11 protein-coding genes are annotated in these 15576 nt (G+C 68.0%); 4 read left to right on the top strand and 7 right to left on the bottom strand.

All coding sequences use genetic code 11. From position 1 onward, the window contains the following. Positions 1-387, bottom strand: a complete 387-nt coding sequence (locus tag G4G00_RS17120) for a BlaI/MecI/CopY family transcriptional regulator (protein WP_108751749.1) — start codon at positions 385-387, stop codon at positions 1-3. Positions 388-552: 165 nt separating this feature from the next. Continuing rightward, positions 553-1659, bottom strand: coding sequence for an SDR family oxidoreductase (locus G4G00_RS17115; protein WP_164275237.1), 1107 nt, complete (start codon positions 1657-1659; stop codon positions 553-555). A gap of 198 nt (positions 1660-1857) precedes the next feature. On the opposite strand from G4G00_RS17115, the gene G4G00_RS17110 reads away from it, so the two are divergent. Next, the gene (locus G4G00_RS17110) at positions 1858-2202 is read left to right on the top strand and encodes a hypothetical protein (RefSeq protein WP_108747990.1); all 345 of its coding nucleotides are present in this window, start codon (positions 1858-1860) and stop codon (positions 2200-2202) included. A gap of 35 nt (positions 2203-2237) precedes the next feature. Here the strand turns inward: G4G00_RS17110 and G4G00_RS17105 are convergent, their stop codons facing one another. The 4 genes from G4G00_RS17105 to G4G00_RS17090 form a co-directional block, all read right to left on the bottom strand. Beyond that, positions 2238-3056, bottom strand: coding sequence for a hypothetical protein (locus G4G00_RS17105; RefSeq protein ID WP_240336180.1), 819 nt, complete (start codon positions 3054-3056; stop codon positions 2238-2240). Between the two features lie 3 nt (positions 3057-3059). Next, complete coding sequence (locus G4G00_RS17100) at positions 3060-3860, bottom strand: hypothetical protein (protein WP_240336179.1); 801 nt, start codon at positions 3858-3860, stop codon at positions 3060-3062. A gap of 3 nt (positions 3861-3863) precedes the next feature. Then, a complete protein-coding gene (locus tag G4G00_RS17095; protein WP_164275234.1) occupies positions 3864-5282 on the bottom strand; it encodes an XVIPCD domain-containing protein in 1419 nt (472 codons plus the stop codon). 127 nt (positions 5283-5409) lie between these two features. Continuing rightward, positions 5410-6462, bottom strand: a complete 1053-nt coding sequence (locus G4G00_RS17090; RefSeq protein ID WP_164275231.1) for a DNA topoisomerase IB — start codon at positions 6460-6462, stop codon at positions 5410-5412. Between the two features lie 118 nt (positions 6463-6580). Here G4G00_RS17090 and G4G00_RS17085 point away from each other — a divergent pair, with 118 nt between their 5' ends. The 3 genes from G4G00_RS17085 (at position 6581) to G4G00_RS17075 (ending at position 13071) form a co-directional block, all read left to right on the top strand. After that, positions 6581-6970: an I78 family peptidase inhibitor gene (locus G4G00_RS17085; protein WP_108751744.1), complete on the top strand. Its 390-nt coding sequence runs from the start codon at positions 6581-6583 to the stop codon at positions 6968-6970. Between the two features lie 172 nt (positions 6971-7142). Continuing rightward, a complete protein-coding gene (gene gltB / locus G4G00_RS17080) occupies positions 7143-11597 on the top strand; it encodes a glutamate synthase large subunit (RefSeq protein WP_108751743.1) in 4455 nt (1484 codons plus the stop codon). A 28-nt stretch (positions 11598-11625) separates the two neighbouring features. After that, positions 11626-13071, top strand: coding sequence for an FAD-dependent oxidoreductase (locus tag G4G00_RS17075; RefSeq protein ID WP_108751742.1), 1446 nt, complete (start codon positions 11626-11628; stop codon positions 13069-13071). Here the strand turns inward: G4G00_RS17075 and G4G00_RS17070 are convergent. Then, positions 13057-15519, bottom strand: coding sequence for a response regulator (locus tag G4G00_RS17070; RefSeq protein WP_240336178.1), 2463 nt, complete (start codon positions 15517-15519; stop codon positions 13057-13059). The two genes, G4G00_RS17075 and G4G00_RS17070, sit on opposite strands and share 15 nt — an antisense overlap. Between the last annotated feature and the right edge of the window lie 57 nt (positions 15520-15576).

Below are 15576 nucleotides of genomic sequence, written 5' to 3'. Positions count from 1 at the left end.
TCAGCCCTCGTGGCGACGCGATTGAAGTTCGGCGACCAGCGCTTCCAGCTCGGCCAGTTCGTTGTCACTGACCTGCTGGCGCTGCGACAGATAGGCCACGAACGGCGACACCGAACCCTGCAGGGTGTTGTCGACGAACTGGGCCACCGCGCCCTGCAGCACGCTTTCCGGGCCACGGGTGGCCTGGTAGCGGTAGACACCGTCCTGCTGCTGGCGCTGAAGATACCCCTTCGCCCGCAGGCGCTCCATCATGGTCAGCACGGTGGAACGGGCCAGCCCGCGGGCCTCGCCGTAGCCACTGGCGACCTCGCCGACACTGGCCGGCGCATGTTCATCGATGTACTGCAGCAGGGCCAGTTCCTGGTCCCCGATGGTCTTGCCGCGCATGACACCACTCCATTGACTACACGTGTAGCTACTGTCGACGTGACGACACGTGTAGTCAACCCCCCGGAAGTCATGGGCCGACGAACGGTAGGGGGCGGGTGAGCGGGGTCAGATCTCTTTCGCTTGCGAAAGGGATCTGACCCCATGCCTCAACGTTGGTCTTCGCTAGCCGCGCGGCCCGCCTATCACCGGCAGGATCGCGCCACTGATGTAGCTGGCGCACGCGGGCGAGGCCAGGAACACATAGGCCGGCGACAGTTCTTCCGGCTGTGCGGGCCGGCCCATGTCGCTGTCCTTGCCGAATTCAGCCACGTCCTGCGCCTGCTTGTCGGCCGGGTTCAGCGGTGTCCACACCGGCCCCGGCGCCACGCAGTTCACCCGGATGCCGCGCGGCAGCAGTTGGCTGGCCAGCGCCTTGGTGAAGGCATGGATCGCGCCCTTGGTGGCCGAATAGTCGATCAAGGCCTTGCTGCCGAAGATGCCCGTTTCCGAGCCGGTGTTGATGATGCTGGCGCCTTCGCCCAGGTGCGGCAGCACCGCGCGCGCCATCTGGATGTAACCGCCGATGTTGGTCTGCAGGGTTTCCTGCAGGTGGGCGTCTTCCAGGTCTTCCAGACGCTGGCAATGCAGTTGGAACGCGGCATTGTTGACCAGGATGTCGATGCCGCCGAAGACCTTGGCCACCTGCTTCACCGCCTTGTTGCAGAAGCGCGGGTCGCGCACGTCGCCGGCGATCACCACGCAGCGACCGCCTTCGCGTTCCACATGCTGGCGGGTGATGTCCGCATCCTCGGCCTCGTCCAGATGCAGCACCGCCACATCGGCGCCCTCGCGGGCAAACAGCACCGCCACCGCGCGACCGATGCCGGAGTCACCACCGGTGATGATCGCGCGCATGCCCTGCAGCTTGCCGCTGCCCACGTAGTCGGGGGCGAGGAAGCGCGGCGCCAGCTCCAGCGCATGTTCGTGGCCGGGCTTGGGCAGATGCTGGGCCGGCATGGTTTCCGGCTGCTTGCGCGTGCCGGCCTGGGTGGCCGTCTTCTTCGCCGCCTTCTTGGTGGCGCGCGCATCCTTGGCCTTCTCCTGGTCCTGCAGCCGCCGCTGCCGCGACGCCACGCGGGCCGCACGCGGATCGCTGGCGGCGGCCTTGCGGGTGGCGGTCTTCACCACGCGCGGGCGATCGCTGTCGGCAACCGGCTTCGTCGCGGTGCTGCCTTTGCGCACTTTGGGCGATGCCTTGCGGCGGGCGGGCAATGTCTTGGTCGTGGCCATGCGGGTCTCCTCGGGAGGGAAAGGGGCCGCCAGCCAAAGGCCGGCGCTACCGGGGGCGGCGGGCGCCGCTCGTGCAGTGTCCCTACCGGGGCTGTTGGGCGCAGTGAGTGCGTTGTATCCATCGCGTGCACGGCTTCATTCCGCCACCACGCGTGTCATCGCACCCTGCCATCAACGACACTCATCAGGAACGTCCCCATGAAGCACGCCATTGCCACCGCCGCCGTCTGCTTCGCCCTGGCCGCCTGCAGCAGCAGCCCGGTCGCCCAGATCCAGCCCATCGACGGCGTGATCTCCGGCCAGTGCCACACCGACATGGTGCGCGGCGCGGTCGGGCTGGCTGCCTCTGACATGACCGTCGAACGCGCCCGCGTGGACAGCGACAGCCTGAACGTGCAGGTCACCCGTGGCAGCCGCGAGCACAGCGGCAACACCGCCAGTGGCAATGCCGATCCGGCGGCGGGCGCGGCAAGCGAAGGCGGTGATCGCCTGACCATCGAGACCGGGCGCACCAACAACATCACCGCCATTTATTGCGGGTAACAGCCGTCGAGCAAGCTCGACGCTACGGAGTACCTCTATGGCCTCTTCACGAAGGGGTCATGGCTGCAGGGAATGGTCGGGTAGCGGCGGCATGGCCACATCGCAGTCGGGATCGTCCAGTGGAACGTGAAGCGATCCCCTTCCCATACCAGGAAGCCGCCATGCACGAAATTGCCGCGGTCAATCGTGCGGGCGTCTTCTTCAATGGGGCGATCAGGGTCCGGTTCGGCAATCCAGCGCAGCACGGGAACGGTGCCCAGCTGCTCGATCAGGGCGAACATCTCGCTCACCCCTGCCTTGGCGTACGTGGCCATCGCGGCGGCGTCGGGAAGTGCGCTCTGTGCCAGAACCGCTGCAGTCACGTCCTGCGGCGCGGCGTCGCCCTTGGCGATGTAGGCGCGCATGCCGACCGTGGAGGCAGGACAGCCTTTCAGCTGCAGCAGGTAGCCGGTGCTGTCGCCACTGCCAGAGAATGATCGGAGCCAGTAGTGGAAAGCCGATCCGCTGATGTCGGTCACCATCACGTCCTGACGCCCACCCGCACCGTCTACATAGAGCACCCGCGTCTTGGCCGTGTCGTCCAGACGGCACCCGAGCCCTGTCAGCACCTGCTTGGCGTGTGCCGGCAACGGGCCGTAACTCCCCCCGGAACCCGAGCTGCCGCTTGCGGCGGGCAATCCAGGCAGCCCGACTCCAAGGTCCGTGGCGGACGTGCTGCAAGCCAGCAGCGATAGCAGGAACGCCGACGACGTCAGGCCACGGTGAAGCTTGCTTCGGCTTCCCTTACCGGTCGAAGCGGCGTGCTGCATCGGCTGTCTGGTCCTGATCGTCTGCATGTCCGCGTCCTTGTCCATCCGCTACCAGCCTTTCAGGAAAGGATCCTCACTGCAGGAAAGTGCCTCCCATTTTTTGCAGGGCCACAGGGCTGCCGGAACGGATTTGTGAAAGGTGAAGCGATCCTTTTCCCATACCAGAAAGCCCGCGTGCACCATGTTGCCCCGGTCGAAAGTTCGGCCATCCAATGCGATGGGTCGATCCACGTCGGGCTCGGCCACCCAGCGCACTACCGGGACCTTATCCAGCTTCCAGGTGAGGGCGAACAGATCGCTCACACCGGCCTCAGCGTAGGCGGCCATGGTGGCGGCGTCGGGCAGCGCACTGTTCGCAAGAACCGACGCCGTCACGTCCTGCGGCGCGGCGGCGCCGCGGGCAATGTATGCCCGCATGCCGACCGTAGAGACGGGGCATCCGTTCAGCTGCACCAGATAGCCGGTAGTGTCGCCACTGCCGGAGAATGATCGGAGCCAGTAGCGGTAGCGCGTGCCGATATGGTCGGACACCATCACATCGCGGCGTCCATCCTCGCCCATTACCTCGGTCAGCAGCACCTTGGCACTACCGTCCAGAACGCAGCCCAACCCCGTCAGTATTCGCGTGGCGTCGGGAGGCAGCGAGCCCACTCTGCCTGGAAGGTCGGGGGCGCCGCTCACATCGGGCAACCCCGGCAACCCTTCGTCGCGCACTGCAGCAACGGACGAGGATTCCCCGGCGGGCGGGATCAGGCGAGGTGCCAGAGGGCTTTCACGGCTGGAGGTACAGGCGCTGCCGATCAACAGCGAAAACAGAACAACCGATGTAGTCAGGTAACGGTGTTGCATGGCTCAGCGTCCTCCCATGACAGGTGCTTCCTGTTGCTGTGCAGGCGTCTGGTGCGGGGGCGTCTGCTCCCGCGATTGCCGCTGAAGCTCCTGCAGACTGGCCTCCGCGTTGGTCTCTGCAATCTTGGCCGCATTCACTCCAACGCGCTGTGCAGCTGGATCGGTGAGGCTCCCCTGAACCAGGAACAGCGTCTCGCCAGCCGCGCCTCCCTGCACCGGATTGCTTGCCACCACCTGGTCTACTCGGCTCAGACCCGCAGCCTTCGCTTCAAGCAACATCACCAGGCTGTACTCGTCTGCGTGCTCTGCATAGGCACCGCCCATTGCACGCAAGCCTTGGCTGATCTGCTGCTGTAGGGGATGGTCACGATGTGACGGCAGACGCGGATCATCTGTTGCTGCGGGGGAAACTTCCTGACCACCGCGCTCGCGAACCTGTCCTGGTGCGACCGAGGTCAAGACGTACTGCCAGCTGTTCTGTCCAGGCGTACCGCGCACGACCTCGATGAAGTCGTCGTATTTTCCACCACCGATTGTCTGGCAACCGGCTGAATCGGTGTTCCGCGAGCTTCCACGATGGATCTTGAAGGTCGAGTTGAGGTCCTGCATTCCGTAGGTATCGCGTGCATCAAACCAACCGTCGCCATTGCTGTCACGCTCGACGCGACGAGCGCCGGCAATGACTGCTGCCGAGCTCGGGCGAAGGGCGAACTCGGCTGGATGATCTCGGCGCGGGTGTGTGGCCGCCCGCATCTCGGTGGTTCCCTCGGTCAACCGGCCAAGATCCCTGACACCATCGCCGTTGACGTCTTCTCCTTCGGTCTTCTTCTTCCGAATCACGTTTTCAAACCCCGGACTCGGCTGCCTGGTCGCGGCGTGGGCATCGTACTGGGCGGTAGGTTCGGTGGTAGCCTCGTTGAATTCACGGGCATACCGGCCACCCTCAGCATCCTTCCAGAGCACGACGATGCGGTCGTTGTAGTCACCTCGACCGAGCTCCGTGGTCGTGCGGTCCTCCTTACGCAAGCCAAGGATGACCCGGTCTTGGGTACCCATGGCATCATGCGCAGCCGCACTACCCCGTACTGCTACTACGCTGCCGTACACGTCGTATTGCTGTGTCTGGCTCAGATCCCTCGTTTCCTCAGCATCTGGCATCCGCGGCGGCCGCGACGCCTCACGCAGTCGATCCAGCATCGGGCTGACGATGGCCCTATCCCCGGCGGCAACACCCCCAGCGGCCTGCAGCGCTCCCAGCTCAGCCGCGCCGCGAACCGAGACGTACCGGTCCAGTGCCTCCTGGACAACCGCAGCCTGGCCATCACACAGAGCCTCCAGCCGTTCGGCGGCAGCGCGTGCCTGGTTCTCCCGCAGCAACCGCACTACTTCGTCGGCTGCACTACTGATATCCATCTCGGGCATGTCCGCGTCCTTGTCATCCGTCAGGGCCCCAGCCTAACCAGCGCCTGCAGGCGTATCCTTGAATTACTGCACAGACCGTAATCGGACAATTCCGAAATAGCCGTAGTCGACCCGAGTCGCCGCGACCTTAGCCTCCCCGCCGGGCCAACCGCCGTGCCCGGCGCAGCACTTTCAGCGTGGCCTGTTCCCACTGCCGCGGGCCGCGCAGGCCGGCCAGCGAGGCCAGCTCACCGCGCTCCCAGCCGGCAAACACGCACGGGTCGATATAGGCCTTGCGGCACACGGCCGGCGTGTTGCCCAGCCGGGCCGCCACCTGGCACACCACCTCGCGCTGCGCCTTGGCCAGCGCCCGCTGGCTGGCCGGTTCGGGCAGTTCGGTGGCGGCGAATGCCTGCACCGCCGCCAGCGTGCCGCCCCAGGTGCGGAAATCCTTAGCGGTGAAGTCTTCACCCATCATCTCTCGCAGGTAGTCGTTCACCGCGCCGGAATCCACCGGCTGCAGCGCGCCTTCGTCATCGCGGTACTGGAACAGCGCCTGCCCGGGCAGCTGCTGGATGCCGCGCACCAGCGTGCCCAGGCGGCGGTCGCCCACCACCACCTCGTGCAACTGCCCCGATTTGCCCCGGAAGCGCATGCGCACGCGGCCACCGCGCAGCAGGTCCAGGTGGCGGTTGCGCAGCGTGGTCAGCCCGTAGGATTTGTTTTCCTGCGCATAGCTTTCGTTGCCCACCCGCACCAGGGTATCGGCCAGCAGGGCCACCACCACTGCCAGCACCTTGTCGCGCGGGAAGCCGGGCTGCTTCAGGTCGCGCGCCAGGCGCCGGCGCAGGGCTGGCAGCGCTTCACCGAACGCGATGACGCGGTCGAACTTGCCGGCGTCGCGCACGGCGGCCCAGTCGGTGTGGTAGCGGTATTGCTTGCGGCCGCGCGCATCGCGGCCGGTGGCCTGCAGGTGGCCGTTGGCATGGGCGCAGATCCACACCGCGGTGTAGGCCGGCGGAATGGCCAGCGCGCGGATGCGCTGCAGCGTGGCGGCGTCGCGCAGCGCGTGGCCGTCTGCATCGCGGTAGCTGAAACCCTTGCCGGCGCGGCGCCGGCTGATGCCCGGCTGGGTGTCATCGACATAGCGCAGGCCGGCGGCGCGTGCAGCCTGGCGTTCGGGGGTGGGGGCGTTGGGCATGGCTGGCAGCATGGCCAGCGCCGTGCAGCCGACGCGTCAATAACGCAAGACAAACACGTGAGGGTGGGTTCGCGGCTATCCTCGGGGCATACCCTTCCATCCCTTTCTGGAGTCCTTGATGTCGTTCCCGATCCGCGCCCGATCCCTGTCCGCCCTGCTGCTGCCGGCCGTGCTGGCCTTGACCGCCTGCCAGGCGCCGTCGATGGACGAGCAGGATGCGGCGACCGCCCATGCCCAGCAGGCCGCCGAAGCGGCCAAGGCCCCGGCCGATGAAGCCGGCAAGGCCACCGAAGCACCGCCGGCCGGCACCTGCGATGCCAGCCAGGTGCAGAGCCTGGTCGGCCAGGCCTACACCGATGCGGTAGGCAAGCAGGCCCAGGAAGATGCCGGCGCCAGCCAGGTGCGCGTGCTCAAGCCCAACGACGTGGCCACCATGGAATTCCTGGGTGATCGCCTGAATGTGGAAGTGGACGCCAAGGACGTGGTGAGCGGCGTTCGCTGCGGCTGAAAAACCCCTGCGCTGGCAGGCACTTGCCAGCGCTTTGGTTGCACGCGCAACCGTGTGTTGCGGCGTTGCAGCAACTGTGATCTAGTCGAGGCATCCGGTGGCCTCACGATGCGCTCCAGGGAATGAGCGGGCACGAGTGTCCCCGCTCATTTCATTTCGCATCGAGGTAGAGATGGCCCCCCGCAACCGCCAAGGGCTTTACGACCCGCGCTCCGAGCGCGATGCCTGTGGATTCGGCATGGTCGCCCAGCTCGACGACCAGCCTTCGCGTCTGCTGGTCGACACCGCCATTGCCGCGCTCTCGCGCATGACCCACCGCGGCGGCGTCGCCGCTGACGGCCTGACCGGCGACGGCTGCGGCCTGCTGTTGCGGCGCCCCGATGCCTTCCTGAAACTGCTGGCCAGCGAGGCCGGCATCGCCATCGGCGCACGCTTCACTGCTGGCCTGGTGTTCCTGCCGCACGATGAAGCGGCCGCCCAGGCCTGCCGCGCGCAGCTGCAGCAGCAGATCGAAGCGGTGGGCTGCAAGGTGGCCGGCTGGCGCCTGGTGCCGACCGACGACAGCGTGTGCGGCCAACTGGCGCGCGACACCCTGCCGCGCATCGAACAGGTGTTCGTCGATGCCGGTGTCGGCCAGGACGATGCCGGCTTCGCGCTGGCCCTGTTCCTTGCCCGCCGCCGCAGCGAACAGCAGCTGCGCGAGCACGCCGATTTCTACGTCACCACGCTCACCCCGAACGCGATCAGCTACAAGGGCATGGTGCTGCCGGACAAGCTCAGCCGCTTCTACACCGATCTGCAGCGGCGCGAACTGGCCTCCAGCGCGATCGTGTTCCACCAGCGCTTCTCGACCAACACGCTGCCGCGCTGGCCGCTGGCGCACCCGTTCCGCATGCTCGCCCACAACGGCGAGATCAACACCATCGAAGGCAACCGGCGCTGGGCGCAGGCGCGCAGCAAGGTGTGGAAGACCCCGCGCTTCGATATCGCCGAGTTCGATCCGGTCATTTCCATGCACGGCTCGGATTCGCAGAGCCTGGACAACATGCTGGAACTGATGGTGTCCGGTGGCATGGAGCTGATCCAGGCGCTGCGCATCCTGGTGCCGCCGGCCACCCAGTCGCTGGAATTCAAGGACCCGGACCTGGCCGCGTTCTACGAGTTCTACGGTTTGAACAGCGAACCCTGGGACGGCCCGGCCGGCATCGTGGCCTGCGACAGCCGCTACGCGGTCTGTACCCTGGACCGCAACGGCCTGCGCCCGGCGCGCTGGATGCTGACCGCCGACCGCCACTTTCTGGTCGCTTCCGAAGCCGGTGTGTGGGAAGTGCCCACCGAACGGGTGGTACGCAAGGGCAAGCTGGGGCCGGGCGAGATGATCGCCATCGACCTCAAGCGCGGCGACCTGCTCGATTCGGAGGCCATCGACCGTATCAACCGCGGCCGCGCGCCGTACAAGCAGTGGCTGCAGCAGGGCGTGACCTACCTGCAGACCGAGTTGATCGACCCGTCGCTGGTGGAAGAACCCTTCGACGAAGGCACCCTGCGCAGCTACCACAAGCTGTACCAGCTCAGCAGCGAAGAAGTGGAGCAGGTGCTGCGGCCGCTGGCCGAAACCGAGCAGGAAGCCACCGGCTCGATGGGCGATGACACGCCGATGGCGGTGCTGAGCCAGCGCAGCCGTCCGCTCTACGACTACTTCCGCCAAGCGTTCGCGCAGGTCACCAACCCGCCGATCGATCCGCTGCGCGAAGACTGCGCGATGTCCCTGTCCACCCAGCTCGGCAAGGAGACCAACATCTTCCACGCCGGCCCGGAGACGGTGAACCACGTCATCCTGAATTCGCCGGTGCTGAGCCAGCGCAAGCTGCGCCAGCTGCTGAAGATGGACCAGTACGTGCAGGCCAACCGTCTGCTGGATCTGTCCTACAGCGAAGACGAGGGCCTGCGCGCCGGCATCGAACGCATCTGCAGCGAGGCCGAACAGGCCGCCCGCGAGGGCATGGTGATGCTGCTGCTGTCCGACCGTTACCCGGTGGCCGGGCGGCCGATGGTGCATGCGCTGCTGGCCACCAGTGCCATCCACCACCACCTCTCGCGCCTGGGCCTGCGCTGCGACGTCAACCTGATCGTCGAAACCGGCACCGCGCGCGACCCGCACCACATGGCCTGCCTGCTCGGCTTCGGCGCCACCGCGGTGTACCCGTACCTGGCCTACCAGACCCTGTTCGACCTGGGCCGGCGCGGCATCCTCAAGCTCAGCAAGGGCGGCGAGCAGTCGCAGATCGGCCGCCGCTACCGCAAGGGCGTCTACAAGGGCCTGTCGAAGATCATTTCGAAGATGGGCATCTGTACCGTGGCCAGTTACCGCGGCGCGCAGTTGTTCGAGATCATCGGCCTGGAACCGGAGGTGGTCGAGTTGTGCTTCCCCGATACCGCTTCGCGCATTGGCGGTGCCGGCTTCGCGCGCCTGGACGCCGACGCCCGCGAGCTGTGCGCGCAGGCCTGGGATGCACAGCAGGGCGTGGATGTAGGCGGCCTGCTGAAGTACGTACACGGCGGCGAGTACCACATGTACAACCCGGACGTGGTGACCACCCTGCAGCGCGCGGCGCGCAGCGGTGATCCACGTGCCTGGCAGCAGTACTGCGATGCGGTGCACGCACGGCCGCCGTCGGCACTGCGCGACCTGCTGGAACTGGTACCGGCCGCTGCGCCGACGCCGCTGGACGAAGTGGCCGCGGCCAGCGAACTGTTCCCGCGCTTCGATACCGCTGCCATCAGCCTGGGTGCGCTCTCGCCCGAGGCACACGAAGCGCTGGCCATCGCCATGAACCGCCTCGGCGGCCGCAGCAATTCCGGCGAAGGTGGCGAAGATCCCGCGCGCTACGGCACGCAACGTCGCAGCAAGATCAAGCAGGTGGCCTCGGGCCGCTTCGGCGTCACCGCCGAATACCTGGTCAATGCCGAGGTGCTGCAGATCAAGGTCGCTCAGGGCGCCAAGCCCGGCGAAGGCGGCCAGTTGCCCGGGCACAAGGTCAATGAACTGATCGCGCGGCTGCGCTACGCCAAGCCGGGCATCGGCCTGATCTCGCCGCCGCCGCACCACGACATCTATTCCATCGAAGACCTGGCCCAGCTGATCTACGACCTGAAGCAGGTGAACCCCACCGCGCTGGTGTCGGTGAAACTGGTCAGCCACGCCGGCGTGGGCACGATTGCCGCCGGCGTGGTCAAGGCCGGCGCCGACCTGATCACCATTTCCGGCCATGACGGCGGCACCGGTGCCTCGCCGGTCAGCTCGATCCGCTATGCCGGCGTGCCGTGGGAACTGGGCGTGGCCGAAGCGCACCAGGCGCTGCTGGCCAACGACCTGCGCGGGCGCACCCTGCTGCAGACCGACGGTGGCCTGAAGACCGGCCTGGACGTGGTGAAGGCCGCACTGCTGGGTGCGGACAGCTTCGGCTTCGGCACCGCGCCGATGATCGTGCTGGGCTGCAAGTACCTGCGCATCTGCCACCTCAACAACTGCGCCACCGGCGTGGCCACCCAGGATGATCGCCTGCGCGAGAACCACTTCACCGGCCAGCCCGAGCGCGTGGAGAACTTCTTCCGCCTGCTGGCCGAGGAAGTGCGTGGCTGGCTGTCCTACCTGGGCGCGCGTTCGCTGGAAGAGATCGTCGGCCGCACCGACCTGCTGCGGCAGATCGACGCGGCACCGCGCGAGGGCGTGCGCGTGGACCTGTCGCGCCTGCTGTCCGATGCCCGCTACGAGGGCAGCCATTGCGCCGCCCAGCGCCTGTACGAATCGCCGGACAGCCTGGCCACGCAGATGGACGGCCTGCTGGCCCAGGCCATCGAAGAGAAGCGCGGCGGCGAACACCGCTTCCTGATCCACAACACCGACCGCAGCATCGGCACCCGCCTGGCCGGCACGGTGGCACGCGTGCACGGCAACCAGGGCATGGCCGAATCGCCGCTGGAACTGCGCTTCCGCGGCAGTGCCGGGCAGAGCTTCGGTGCGTTCAACGTTGGCGGCCTGCATCTGGAAGTGGAAGGCGAAGCCAACGACTACGTGGGCAAGGGCATGGCCGGCGGCCGCCTGGTGGTGCGCCCGCCGCGCGGCGCGCGCTTCGAGGCACGCAGCACCGCCATCATCGGCAACACCTGCCTGTACGGCGCCACCGGCGGCGAGCTGTTTGCCGCTGGCCGCGCGGGCGAGCGCTTCGCCGTGCGCAATTCCGGCGCGCTGGCGGTGGTGGAAGGGGCCGGTGATCACTGCTGCGAATACATGACCGACGGCGTGGTGCTGGTGCTGGGCAAGGTCGGCCTGAACTTCGGCGCCGGCTTCACCGGTGGCCTGGCCTACGTGCTGGACGTGGACCGCGATTTCGTCGACCGCTACAACCACGAGCTGATCGACATCCACCGCGTGTCCGCCGAGGGCTTCGAGAACTACCGCCAGCACCTGCACCGCCTGATCGGCCGCCACCGTGAGCTGACCGGCAGCATCTGGGCGCAGCAGATCCTGGACGAGTTCCGCGATTACATCGGCAAGTTCTGGCTGGTCAAACCCAAGGCCGCCAGCATCGAGTCGCTGACCGAAACCCTGCGCCGCGCCGCCTGAGCGCGCGCACTGCACTGCCGAGACGATCATGAGCCGCAAGCACGCTTTCCAGTTCCTCGACCTGCCCCGCACCATGCCGCAGCGCATTCCCGTGGAACTGCGCACCTCCGGCGACTGGGGTGAGCTGTACGGAAAATTCGGCAAGGAAGACGCCCAGTACCAGGCCGGCCGCTGCCTGGACTGTGGCAATCCCTACTGCAGCTGGAAGTGCCCGGTGCACAACGCCATTCCGCAGTGGCTGCAGCTGGTGCAGGAAAACCGCATCCACGAAGCGGCCACGCTGTGCCATAGCACCAACCCGCTGCCGGAAGTGTGTGGCCGGGTGTGCCCGCAGGACCGCCTGTGCGAAGGCAGCTGCACGCTGGAGGAATTCGGCGCGGTCACCATTGGCGCAGTCGAGAAGTACATCGTCGATACCGCGCTGGCCACCGGCTGGCGCCCCGATCTGGAAGCGGTGCAGCCCACCGGCCACAGCGTGGCGGTGATCGGCGCCGGCCCGGCCGGCCTGGCCTGCGCCGACCGCCTGGCCCGCGCCGGCATTGCCGCGGTGGTCTATGACCGCTACGAGCAGATTGGTGGCCTGCTGCAGTTCGGTATTCCCAGCTTCAAGCTGGACAAGGATGTGATCCACCGCCGTCGCGAAGTGCTGGAGGGCATGGGCGTGCAGTTCCGGCTGGGCGTGGAGATCGGCCGCGATATCAGCGTGCAGCAGCTGCTGGACAGCCATGACGCGGTGTTCGTCGGCACCGGTGCGTACCGCTACACCGACGGCGGCCTGGTCGGCCAGGACCTGAAGGGCGTGCTGCCGGCGCTGCCGTTCCTGGTGCAGAACAGCCGCATTGTCAGCGGCGATGACCCCAAGGGCCGGCCGATTGCCGGCTGGGAAGACACCATTGCCCTGCCCGATCTGAACGGCAAGCGCGTGGTCGTGCTGGGCGGCGGCGATACCGGCATGGACTGCGTGCGCAGTGCCGTGCGCCTGGGCGCGGCCAAGGTCACCTGCGCCTACCGGCGTGACGAGGCGAACATGCCGGGCAGCGCGCGCGAAGTGGCCAATGCGCGCGAAGAAGGCGTGCGCTTCCTGTTCAACCGCCAGCCGCTGTCGATCGAAGCCGGCGCCGACGATGAAGTGATCGGCGTGACCGTGGTCGAGACCCGCCTGGGCGAACCCGATGCCAATGGCCGCCAGAACGCGGTGCCGATCGACGGCAGCGAATCGCTGCTGGAGGCCGACGTGGTGATCATCGCCTTCGGCTTCTCGCCCACCCTGCCGCCGTGGCTGGCCGAACACGGGGTGGAAAGCCAGGGCAACGGCCGCATCGTGGCCGGTGGTAAGCAGCGCCTGCCGTACCAGACCGCGCACCCGCGCCTGTTCGCCGGTGGCGACGCGGTGCGCGGTGCCGACCTGGTGGTGACCGCCGTGGCCGAAGGGCGCGATGCGGCCGCCAGCATCGTGCGGCTACTGGCCAGCTGAGACCGTCGTGCCCGGCTGAAGCGGCGTGGCCAGCAGGTCGGCCACGGCCGCGTGCAGGTCGTGCGCCGCCACCGGCTTGGCCAGGAAGCGGTCCATGCCTGCGTCGACACAGGCCTGGCGGGTACTGGCCAGCACGCTGGCACTGAGCGCGATGATCGGCACCCGCGCCGCACCCGGGCGGGGGTCGGCACGGATCGCGCGGGCCAGCGCGAAACCATCCATGCCCGGCATCTGGCAGTCGGTGACGACCAGCGCGAAGGTTTGCGCCTGCCAGGCCTTCCAGGCCTGCGCACCATCGGCCACGGCCTGCACCCGCAACCCGTGGCCACGCAGGCGGTTCACCAGCAGCTGGCGGTTGGTGGGATGGTCCTCGGCCACCAGCACATCGACGCTGGGCAGCCGCTGCGACGGCCCCGGCCGCGCCGGTACCGGCAGTGCGGCGGGCGGCACGCAGGCCGGCAGCCACAGGTCCAGCCACAGCGTGCTGCCCTGCCCCACGCGGCTGCGCAGCTGCAGCTGGCCGCCCATGGTGGCGGCCAGCTCGTGGCAGATCGCCAGGCCCAGACCGCTGCCGCCGAACCGGCGCGTGGTGGACGCTTCGGCCTGGGTATAGGCACTGAACACCGCCCGCTGCCGGGCGGGGCTGATGCCGACCCCGGTGTCGGCCACCTGCAGCCGCACCTGCTGGCCATCGCCCTGCTGCGGCGATGTCTGCGGCAGCACCTGCACGCGCAGTTCCACGCCACCGTCCAGGGTGAACTTCAGCGCGTTGCCGACAAGGTTCATCAGGATCTGGCGCAGGCGCAGCGCATCCACCCAGCAACCGGCCTGCAGGGCAGGATCCACTTCGCAGCGCAGGTACAGGCCCTTGCTTGCCGCCAGCGGCGCCAACAGCCGCTGCACGCCCAGCAGCAGGGCGCGCAGGTCGGTGGGCTGGGGCGCCAGCGCCGCCGCTTGCGGCTGCAGGCGCTGGCTGTCCAGCACGTCGTCCAGGATCTGCCGCAGCATCGTTGCGGCCTCGTCCAGGCTGCACAGTGCCTGCTGCTGGCGGCCATCGAGCGCGGTGCTGCCCAGTTGTTCCAGCAGACCCAGCAAGGTGCTCATCGGCGTGCGGATCTGGTGGCTCATCGTGGCCAGGAAATGGGTCTTGGCCAGCGCGCCCTGCTCGGCCTCCTGGCGTGCGTCCTCCAAGGCAAGTGCACGGTCGTGGGCGTCGGTCACGTCCATCCAGTAGCCGGTCCATTCCATGTCGCCGGTCTGCTCGCCACGCACGGCCATCGGCTGCGCACGCGAGCGCACCCAACGCCAGCCACGCCGGCCGCGGCTGCGGAAGCTGACATCGATCGGGCCACGCACCAGGGCGGCGGCATCGACATGTGCCAGCACCCGCGCACGATCGTCCGGATGCACGGCGGCCATCAGCTGCGCATGATCGATGCGCGCGGTATCCACGCTGACCCCGAACAAGGCGTGCACATCGCCGGCAATATGCGGCACGCTGTAGAAACCGCTGCTGCTGCGACGGGCGCGGAACACCACCGCAGGCAGGCTGGCGGTGACATCCAGCAGGCGCTGTTCCAGCCGCTGCCGTTGCAGCCCTTCGCGGTGCAGGCGCCAGAACCCGTAGGCATGCACCAGCGCCAAGGCCATGGCGGCCAGCAGCGTCGGTACCAGCCAGCGCAGCGCACGCTGCGGCGGCGGCCGCGCTTGCGCCTGCAACGGCGTCCAGCGCGCCAGCGCCTCGGCCTGCGCGGCAGGCGACGGTTCCTGCAGCAGCGGTGCATGGCGGGCCAGCCGCGCTGCGCATTCGGGCACGGTGGCCATGACCAGCGCATCGCTGAAGCCGGCCGGTGCAGCCACCCGCAGCACATCGCCGTAGAACTGCAGTGCAGCGCTGGCTTCGGCCAGGTTCACCACCACCGCATCCACGCGCCCTTCCACCAGCAGATCGAAGGCCTTGTCCACCGGCGCGGGGGGCAGCAGCAGGGCATACGGGGCTTGTTCGCGCAGGTGCCGGGCCAGCGGTTGCCGTTCGGGGCTGGCGACCGTAGCGCCCTGCAGGTCGCCCAGCCCCAGGACCGGACGCGCGCCACGCAGGCGCACGATCACCTGCGGCACCTGCAGGTAGCTGTGGCTGCTGACCCATCCCGCCGGCACCTGTGCACGCGGCCAGCCCAGGATGGCCTGGGTACCGGCGGGCAGCTGGCCCGCGGACAGCGCGGCGGCCGGCACCGGCCTGGCCTGCATGCTGGGATCGTGCTGCTGCAGGGCCTGCAGATACGTGGCCAGCACGCCGGCGGGCTGGCCTTCATGCACCATCGACAGGGGCGGACGATCGGCCGGATAGGCCACTGACCACGGCCCCTGGCACGCGTCCTTGGCGTAGGCGGCGGGCATCGCGGCCAGCATGGCCAGCAGGGCCCGGGCCGCACGGCCGGCAACGATCACGTTGGCATCCTCTCTGGCGCGGGCAAGCAGGCAGCGAAACCGCTCGGTGCCCTGCCG

Origin of the sequence: Stenotrophomonas sp. B1-1, from assembly GCF_010894375.1 — a bacterium.
GTDB lineage: Bacteria > Pseudomonadota > Gammaproteobacteria > Xanthomonadales > Xanthomonadaceae > Stenotrophomonas.
Note: the sequence above shows the minus strand (reverse complement) of the source record. Positions and strands in the feature narration are given on the sequence as shown.

Coding starts and splice junctions, on each gene's coding strand:
- G4G00_RS17085 (WP_108751744.1), top strand. CDS start 6,581: ATGTCGTTCCCGATCCGCGCCCGATCCCTGTCCGCCCTGCTGCTGCCG.
- G4G00_RS17105 (WP_240336180.1), bottom strand. CDS start 3,056: ATGGACAAGGACGCGGACATGCAGACGATCAGGACCAGACAGCCGATG.
- G4G00_RS17120 (WP_108751749.1), bottom strand. CDS start 387: ATGCGCGGCAAGACCATCGGGGACCAGGAACTGGCCCTGCTGCAGTAC.
- gltB (WP_108751743.1), top strand. CDS start 7,143: ATGGCCCCCCGCAACCGCCAAGGGCTTTACGACCCGCGCTCCGAGCGC.
- G4G00_RS17095 (WP_164275234.1), bottom strand. CDS start 5,282: ATGCCCGAGATGGATATCAGTAGTGCAGCCGACGAAGTAGTGCGGTTG.
- G4G00_RS17110 (WP_108747990.1), top strand. CDS start 1,858: ATGAAGCACGCCATTGCCACCGCCGCCGTCTGCTTCGCCCTGGCCGCC.
- G4G00_RS17100 (WP_240336179.1), bottom strand. CDS start 3,860: ATGCAACACCGTTACCTGACTACATCGGTTGTTCTGTTTTCGCTGTTG.
- G4G00_RS17090 (WP_164275231.1), bottom strand. CDS start 6,462: ATGCCCAACGCCCCCACCCCCGAACGCCAGGCTGCACGCGCCGCCGGC.
- G4G00_RS17115 (WP_164275237.1), bottom strand. CDS start 1,659: ATGGCCACGACCAAGACATTGCCCGCCCGCCGCAAGGCATCGCCCAAA.
- G4G00_RS17075 (WP_108751742.1), top strand. CDS start 11,626: ATGAGCCGCAAGCACGCTTTCCAGTTCCTCGACCTGCCCCGCACCATG.